5 protein-coding genes and 1 pseudogene are annotated in these 4,598 nt (G+C 65.2%); 4 read left to right on the top strand and 2 right to left on the bottom strand.

Going from position 1 to position 4,598, the window contains the following annotated elements; all coding sequences use genetic code 11:
* Window positions 1-230: 230 nt before the first annotated feature.
* The gene (locus R5H23_RS16220) at window positions 231-410 is read right to left on the bottom strand and encodes a hypothetical protein (RefSeq protein ID WP_317216052.1); all 180 of its coding nucleotides are present in this window, start codon (window positions 408-410) and stop codon (window positions 231-233) included.
* Here R5H23_RS16220 and R5H23_RS16215 point away from each other — a divergent pair.
* Window positions 409-786 (top strand): hypothetical protein, encoded by a 378-nt coding sequence (locus R5H23_RS16215; protein WP_317216051.1) that lies wholly within the window; start codon window positions 409-411, stop codon window positions 784-786. The two genes, R5H23_RS16220 and R5H23_RS16215, sit on opposite strands and share 2 nt — an antisense overlap.
* Window positions 783-1,754, top strand: coding sequence for a phosphoadenosine phosphosulfate reductase family protein (locus R5H23_RS16210; protein ID WP_317216049.1), 972 nt, complete (start codon window positions 783-785; stop codon window positions 1,752-1,754). Before R5H23_RS16215 ends, R5H23_RS16210 begins: the two co-directional genes overlap by 4 nt.
* Window positions 1,755-1,756: 2 nt before the next feature.
* On the opposite strand, the gene R5H23_RS16205 is transcribed toward R5H23_RS16210, so the two are convergent.
* Window positions 1,757-2,269: a MucR family transcriptional regulator gene (locus R5H23_RS16205; protein WP_317216048.1), complete on the bottom strand. Its 513-nt coding sequence runs from the start codon at window positions 2,267-2,269 to the stop codon at window positions 1,757-1,759.
* Between the two features lie 362 nt (window positions 2,270-2,631).
* Here R5H23_RS16205 and R5H23_RS16200 point away from each other — a divergent pair, with 362 nt between their 5' ends.
* Both R5H23_RS16200 and R5H23_RS16195 read left to right on the top strand, forming a co-directional pair.
* Window positions 2,632-2,895, top strand: coding sequence for a hypothetical protein (locus R5H23_RS16200; protein ID WP_253490751.1), 264 nt, complete (start codon window positions 2,632-2,634; stop codon window positions 2,893-2,895).
* Between the two features lie 113 nt (window positions 2,896-3,008).
* Window positions 3,009-4,598: pseudogene (locus R5H23_RS16195) on the top strand (Eco57I restriction-modification methylase domain-containing protein); the annotation flags it as partial.

The raw sequence follows: 4,598 nt of genomic DNA, 5'->3' as shown, positions 1-4,598 counted from the left end.
CCTGCCCCACCTTTCGGTGTCTGCCCGTGGTAGACTGACCGTAGACCCGGACGCTTGATTGGCCCGTCCTCTCATGAGCGGTAGACGGTAGACCAACCGTAAATATCGCGGAGACATTAGCTGTCCACTGCATACTGGAAGTATCCCCTGACCCCACCAGCACTGACATACGAAGAATATACGAGGAAAAAAGGAGAGGTAGGATAGGCGTATGAGAGAACCGCTGCCTGTCAGCCGCCCGTGCTGCAACAGGTGGGTCGCCGTCCGTCCTCCCCATGCTCGCCGGCTGCGCCGCCTGCGCGTGGGTCCGGATGACGCCGATCCTGCCGCTGCGCGGCACTGTTGCACCCCGGTCGCCCGACACGCCGTCGCAAGGATGTTTGAAGAACCAGAGATGGATCGAGCATCATGCGACGCTACCAGTTTCCCTATGTTCCAACCCCCCGTGGCCGGCCTCCGATGCGCTGGACCGACACGCAGGAGCCCACAACCTGCCGCCGCTGCAACACGCACTGGAAAGAGGGCGATCCAGCGCTGACGATTGCCTGCGCCGGCTGTGGAGCACCAGCAGATGAACCCTGCCGCCGCAGCTCCGGTGGCAATGAACGCGTGTGCGCCTGTCGCGACGAAGCCGCGGTCCAGATGGGGCTGCTGATGCGTTGTGAGGGACTGACCTGGGACGGTCGCCACGAAAAGCCGCTGCTACTGCGGGAACGCCCGATCGCCCACGCTCTGATGTGCCGCTCGGTGCGGACAGGCGCCCCGGTCAGTCGGTGGACATCATGAGCCCGGATCTCGTGTCCTATGACCACATTATTGTCGCCGTGTCGGGAGGCAAGGATGGCACGGCCTGTCTGCTCGCTCTGCTGGAAGCCGGGGCTCCGGCCGAACGCATCGAGCTCTGGCATCACGAGGTGGATGGGGCAGGGCGGTCCTTCATGGACTGGCCCTCCACAGGTCCGTATGTCGCAGCCCTGGCGCGGGATTTCAGCCTGCCGCTCTATCGCTCCTGCCGCGAGGGTGGCTTTGAGCGCGAAATGCTGCGGGACAATGCGCCCACAGCTCCGGTTGTCTTCGAAACGCCAGACGGGGTCATCAGAACAGGAGGGCAGGGGCCAGAGGGGACACGCCTGCGCTTTCCCCAGGTCTCAGCCAGCCTGTCCGTGCGCTGGTGCTCGGCGAGCCTCACGGTTGATGTGGCGGATCGCGCTCTCCGCGGACAGGACAGGTTTCTCCAGCGCCGAACTCTGGTCGTGACAGGCGAGCGCGCCGAGGAAAGTCCTGCACGGGCCCGCTATGCGGCTTTTGAGCCCCACCGCACCGACACAAGAAACGGGACGCGTCGTCGTCGGCATGTCGACCACTGGAGGCCCGTGCACGCCTGGTCCGAGGCGGAGGTCTGGGACATTCTCAGGCGCTGGCGCGTCATGCCAGCCTATCCTTATCAGGCCGGATTTTCGCGCCTGTCCTGCGCCTTCTGCATCTTCGGCAATGCAGACCAGTTCGCCACCCTGAAATGGATGGATGCGAACCGGTTTGCGAAACTGGTCAGATATGAAAAGGACTTCGGCTGCACGATCAAACGTGACAGGGGGCTCGAACAGCTGTCGTCCGAAGGGACGGTCTATCAGGAAGCCCGGTCGCGGCCCGACCTGGTCGCCGCCTGCCTGTCAGACCGGCCGATCGGGTCGGTTCTGACAGAGGACTGGATCCTCCCGGCCGGAGCTTTCGGCACCGGGGGAGGGCCGGTCTAGTTTCAGGCGCGAGCCGGACGGCCGCGACGTTTCTCAGGAAGCTTCTTCACTGGAGGATGTTGTTCCTCCTGCGATACGGGCTCCTGCGGCGCAGAGGCACGGGTCGTGGAGCCCAGGCCAATGTCGCGGGCGAGGGACGAGCGCTTCTCGGAATAGCTGGGCGCCACCATCGGATACTCGCGCGGCAGGCCCCACCGGGCCCGGTATTCTTCCGGGGTCATGTTATAGGCCGTCTTGAGATGACGGCGGAGCATCTTCAGCTTTTTCCCGTCTTCCAGACAGATGATGTAGTCCGGAAACACGGAGCGCTTCGGGTTTACGGCGGGGGTCGGGGCTTCTTCCACAACAGGCTCCGGCGTGGCCGGCGTCGCGAGAGCGTCGTGCACGCTGCGGATCAGCGCGGGCAGTTGATCGGCGGAGAGCGCGTTCTGCGACAGATAGGCGGCCACGATGTCGGCGGTGAGTGGCAGAAGATCAGCATGAGGGTGTGCCGGGGTCTCGGTCAGGTCAGTCATAAATGTCCCTCAGGGTCCTGGAAATGCCTTGTACATGGGTCGCACAGGTCATGATTTCAAGTTGCTGCAGAGAGTACTGCACGAGGGGTTAACAGGTTCCTGAGTTTGCCCGGGAAATAGTCGCCCGTCTTCGATCATTACAGCACAGGTCGCACAAGACGCGGACCGTAAAAGAAAAAGAGGAAAGAAAAGGAAGGGGGAGAAGGGCAGGCACCACGGGATCGCCCTGTGCCGCAAGGGGTGGGTCCGTCCGTGTCCTCGCTGGCGCTGCGGGCCGGGCGGTCCCGACGCTGACGCGTCGCCCTTGCCGCCCAGAACGACGCCGCGCTCGCCGGAAAGGGTCAGAAAGGAGACAGCAGACGATGCCCGTCATGGCCCTCACACGCCCAACCCCCACACAGAGTTTCAGCCTGGTTCAGGCCCACCGCGAGGGCTGGACCATTCTCGAAGGCTGCGGCCCCGAGCACGCTGACACCCAGCTGCGCGGCGTGACCTGCTCGGACCAGAATGCCTGGTGGCAGGTCGCGCGCCAGGCCCGTCAGGGATCCCCCTATCACCGTGAGGCCCTGTCGCGTCTGTCGTCCAGTGAGCGCGAGCAGATCTCCCTGCGCTTCGGTCCGCTGTGACCTGATCCGGAAGGCCTGAGCGCCTTTCGACCAAACCCATCCTGTTTGTTTTCCGGCCCCCCGGTCTGCCCCCGCGCAGCACCGGGCGCTGCCGCTTGTCCGGAGTTCCTCCCATGAGCAAGACCCAGCTCAGCTTTTTCGACACCTCCGCCCTGGGTGGCGGCAGCAACACCCTGTTCTGGGGCGACCTGCCCGGAGATCGTGCGCTCGACGAGGCCGCGTCCCTCGCGAAAGAAGCCGCTGCAGCCCCGGTCGTGGCGCCTAAGATCGACTTCCGCCTGTGTGGCACGCGCGACCTGTCCCAGGGCTGGAAAGCGCGGGCGCGGGACAACCTTGCTGCCATCCGTCTTCTAACCGAACTGGAGACCGAGGGGCGCAATGCAACGCCGTCCGAGCAGGCTTTGCTGGCGAAGTTTACGGGATTTGGAGCCGGCGAGCTGGCCAACAGCCTGTTCCCCCGTCCGGGCGAAGCCTTCCGTCAGGGCTGGGAAGAGATCGGGGTGCAGCTTGAGACGCTGACGAGCCAGCAGGAGCGGGCCGGACTGGCGCGGGCCACGCAGTACGCCCATTACACGCCGGAACTGATCGTGCATGCGCTGTGGGATCTGGTGGCGCAGATGGGGTTCCGCGGCGGACGTGCGCTGGAGCCGGGTTGTGGCACGGGTCTGTTCATGGGCGCGATCCCGGAGAAACTTGCCCCGAAGACGGCCTGGACGGCGATCGAGAACGACCCTCTGACGGCCCGCATCGCCCGCAAGCTGTTTCCCAACCAGTGGGTCCGGTCTGAGGACTTCACGACGGCGAAGATTGCCGAGCAGTTCGACCTCACGATTGGCAACCCGCCGTTCAGCAACCGCACGGTGCGTGGCACGGACGAGCTGGGGCGGCTTGGCCTGTCGCTGCATGACTACTTCATCGCACGCTCCGTCTCCCGCCTGCGTCCCGGTGCCATGGGTCTGTTCGTCACGTCACGCTGGACGATGGACAAGCGCGACGCCACTGCGCGCCGGCACCTGTTCGAAACGGCGGACCTGGTCGGGGCGGTTCGCTTGCCGGCTGGCGCGATGCGCGATGATGCCGGGACCGACGTGGTCGTGGACGTGCTGGTCCTGCGCCGTCGCGAGATCGGAGACAGCCCGGGCGAGACCGCCTGGCTGGACGTTGTGGACCTGTCGGACACCGACGAGGGGGAGGGACCGCTCAGCATCAACCGCTATTTTGCGGAGAACGGCCAGCAGGTGCTGGGTCGGCATGGCTGGACGAGCGGGCAGTTCGGGCCGGAATACACCTGCGCACCGAACCCGATGCAGATGCTCGACGACGCCCTGCCGAGCGCACTCTCCCGTCTGGCCGGACTGGCACGCTTCCCGGTGCCGCAGACGCTTGACGTCGAGGCGCTGCGGGACAGCCGACGTGCGGATGTCGGCACGGCAGGGGAGGGGGCGAGCCTCAAGGAAGGCAGCTACCTGATCGAAAAGGGCGCGCTGCACCAGATCATCGACGGCCAGTCGGTGGCGGTGAAGGTCAAGAAAGGCGAGCAGAAGGACGGTATTTTCCAGAAGCACGCGCGCATCATCGAAGGTCTGATCCCGGTCCGCGATGCCGCCCGTGCGGTCCTGCGCGCCCAGGTGGAGAACCTTCCCTACAGCGCGCTCCAGGCGGACCTCAAGCGCGCCTACCAGACGTTCGTGCGACAGTTCGGG

The sequence above is a fragment of the Gluconobacter sp. GP1 genome (genome assembly GCF_032913585.1).
GTDB classification, from domain to species: Bacteria; Pseudomonadota; Alphaproteobacteria; order Acetobacterales; family Acetobacteraceae; genus Gluconobacter; species Gluconobacter cerinus.
The sequence above is the reverse complement of the archived record's forward strand: the minus strand, read 5'-3'. Positions and strand labels throughout refer to the sequence as shown.